The organism is Lutibacter sp. (assembly GCF_041562875.1).
Classification (GTDB): domain Bacteria; phylum Bacteroidota; class Bacteroidia; order Flavobacteriales; family Flavobacteriaceae; genus Lutibacter.
The window spans coordinates 1-2,894 of record NZ_JBFFOE010000172.1 but is presented as its reverse complement, the minus strand read 5'-3'; the positions used below and the strand labels follow the sequence as shown (position 1 = coordinate 2,894).

Here is a 2,894-nt window from a genome sequence, read left to right as displayed (position 1 = left end):
ATTTGACCTCCTTTATTTGCTAAATATCCTGCATCTCTAACGCCTTCACCTTGTCTGTAGAAACCACCAACATGAAAAGAAACTCCTTCACCAATTGGTGATCCATAATCAAAATCGGTTCTTAAACTATTGTAATCTAAACCAACTGTAGTTGCTGCTCCACCACCTTCTATTTCACCAGTTTTACTGATAAAATTTATGATACCTGCAGGAGAATTACTTGAAAGCGTAGAAGCAGAACCTCCTCTTATAGCTTCAATTCTAGCAATATTTTGATCGGCTCTTAAAAAAATATCAGCCGTAGCAAAAGAAATATCACCATATAAAAGTACAGGTAAACCATCTTCTTGTAATTGTAAGTATTTTGATCCTCCTGCAGAAATTGGCACACCTCTAACAGAAATATTTGTATTTCCCTCTCCACCAGAAGATTCTGTTCTAATACCAGGAATAGTTCTAAATATTTCCGCAGTTGATCTTGGTGAAGATTGTGCGATTAAACTTGGTTTTAATGTGGTAACTGAAATACTTGACTCAATTTTTGAACGAGGATTTGCAACTCCAGTTATCATAACATCATCTAAAGACATAACATCTTCATTTAAAATTACATCTACAGTTAAATTTTCATTCTGAATTGTAATTGCTTTTGAAAAAGTTTTAAAACCAACATAAGAAACTTCAACAGTGAAATCTCCACTTTCTAAATTAGATAAGGCATAAGTTCCATCCATATCAGAAGTTGTTCCAATAACGGTTCCTTTCAATAAAATGTTTACGCCTGGTAAAGGTTGTCCAAATGCATCATTTATAGTTCCTGTGACGCTTTTGGTTTGTGCAAAAGCAACACTGGTAATTGCTAAGAAAAATATAAAAATATAATTCTGCTTCATTAAAAATAGTTTTTTCATAATGTTAAAGTTATTAATTTTGATTATCAAAATCGAATGTATGTGGTATTAACACTTTTATATACTAAATTTTAATCGAAAACGTTTTCGATTTTACCGAAAACGTTTTCGATTATGTAAATTATATTATCTAAATTTATAAAATGAAACGGGCATTACAAATTTTGACACACAAAGGAATGATTAATGGCGAACAGCATCTGTTACCGCTAAAAAATAAAAATTAAACGGATGAAAGAAGTTACATTAAAAGAAATTGCTTTAGAGTTAGGTATTTCAATTACAACAGTTTCAAAAGCTCTAAAAAATTATACTGATGTGAGTCCTAAAACGAAAGCAGCTGTTTTAAAACTTGCTGAAGAACTTAATTACAAACCAAATTCTTTTGCTGTAAATCTTCGAACTAAAGAATCAAAAACTATTGGTTTAATAATCCCTGAGATTGTTCACCACTTTTTTTCAAATATTGTAAATGCTATTATTGAAAAGGCTGAAAAAAAAGGGTATTTGGTTATTATATTACAGTCAAACGAATCTGAAGAACTAGAAAAAAAACAAATAGATTTGTTAATAAGCAAAAGGGTTGATGGTATTTTAATGTCGTTGTCTAATAATACAAAAAATTTAGATCATTTACGAAAAGTTATTGAACATGATATCCCTTTAGTTTTATTTGATAAAATTTCAAAGTTGCTAGATTGCTCAAAAGTTGTTATTGATGATAGAAGTGCCGGTTATGATGCAACAGAACATTTAATTAAATCTGGATGTAAAAAAATTGCTCATATTAGAGGTCCTTTAAATCCCCAAAATTCTATTGATCGTTTTTTAGGGTATAAAAAAGCATTAAAAGATTACAATTTACCATTTGATAATTCATTAATATTTACATGTGAAAAAGTGAGTTTTGAAGAAGGTTATAATTTTGCAAAGAAAATTTATACGGAACACAAAGATGTTGATGGGATTTTCGCAATAACTGACCTTGTTGGTATTGGTGTTGTTGCCTATTTTAATGAGGTTGGAATTAAAATTCCTGAACAAATTGCCATTATTGGGTTTAGTAATTGGTTTATGTCATCTGTAATTTCACCTTCACTTAGCACTATCGATCAGCCTGGTTTTGAGATGGGAAAAAGTGCGTTAAAATTATTGCTTAAAGAAATTAAGGCTCATAAAAAAGGAAAGGAATTTAAATTCAAAACCATTGTTTTGCCAACGCATGTTATTAAAAGAAATTCAACCTTTAACTAGTTCGTTTGATAAAATTAAAAATCTAATCTTTTAACTGAATAATTTGCTGTAACCTCTTTAATTAGTTGTTCTAAAACTTCTTTGTTGCTATTAATAAATAGCTGATGATTTCCTAGTATTTTTGAAGTTGAAAGTAAATTTAATTTTTCTAAAATAGCTTTTGTTTGTTTGGCAACAGCTTCTCCAGAATCTATAATATGTATAGAGGTGCCTAAAATTTCTTTTATTTGTGGAATTAAATAGGGGTAATGTGTACATCCTAAAACTAGATGATCTATGTTAAAATTTAGCATAGGTTTTAGATATGCCGAAAGCAACTCATTTAACTCTTTAGAATTTAGTTTTCCAGCTTCAATAAGTGGTACTAAGCCTTCGCCATCTTGTTCAATAGTAGTGATGTCTTTTGTGTATTCAGCAGCTGTTTTTTCAAATAGTTTACTTGTTAATGTTCCTTTAGTTGCTAAAATACCGATAGCGCCAGTTTTACTTAAAAGTGCAGCAGGTTTTATGGCTGGTTCAATTCCTATGAAAGGAATCATATAAGTTTTTCGTAAATATTCTATAGCATTAGTGGTTGCTGTATTACAAGCAACAATAATAAGTTTACACCCTTTTGAAATTAAAAGCTCAGTGTTTTTAATACTTAATGAAATAATTTCTTCAGGTGATTTTTCACCATATGGTGCATTTATACTGTCAGCTAAATAAATGGTATTTTCATTGGGAAGT

The 2,894-nt window shown here is 29.9% G+C and carries 3 protein-coding genes; 1 reads left to right on the top strand and 2 read right to left on the bottom strand.

What is annotated here, in order from left to right; translation table 11 throughout:
- On the bottom strand, positions 1–893 hold an 893-nt coding region (locus tag ABY863_RS13330; RefSeq protein WP_372795642.1), incomplete at its 3' end, for a carboxypeptidase-like regulatory domain-containing protein.
- Positions 894–1,142: 249 nt separating this feature from the next.
- Here ABY863_RS13330 and ABY863_RS13325 point away from each other — a divergent pair.
- The gene (locus ABY863_RS13325; RefSeq protein WP_372795640.1) at positions 1,143–2,165 is read left to right on the top strand and encodes a LacI family DNA-binding transcriptional regulator; all 1,023 of its coding nucleotides are present in this window, start codon (positions 1,143–1,145) and stop codon (positions 2,163–2,165) included.
- A gap of 14 nt (positions 2,166–2,179) precedes the next feature.
- On the opposite strand, the gene murI is transcribed toward ABY863_RS13325, so the two are convergent.
- Positions 2,180–2,894: glutamate racemase (murI, locus tag ABY863_RS13320; RefSeq protein ID WP_372795638.1), on the bottom strand; the 715-nt coding region annotated here is incomplete at its 5' end.

What these genes read in the sequence shown, in the direction of transcription:
- ABY863_RS13325 (WP_372795640.1), top strand. Translation starts at nt 1,143, where the DNA reads ATGAAAGAAGTTACATTAAAAGAAATTGCTTTAGAGTTAGGTATTTCA.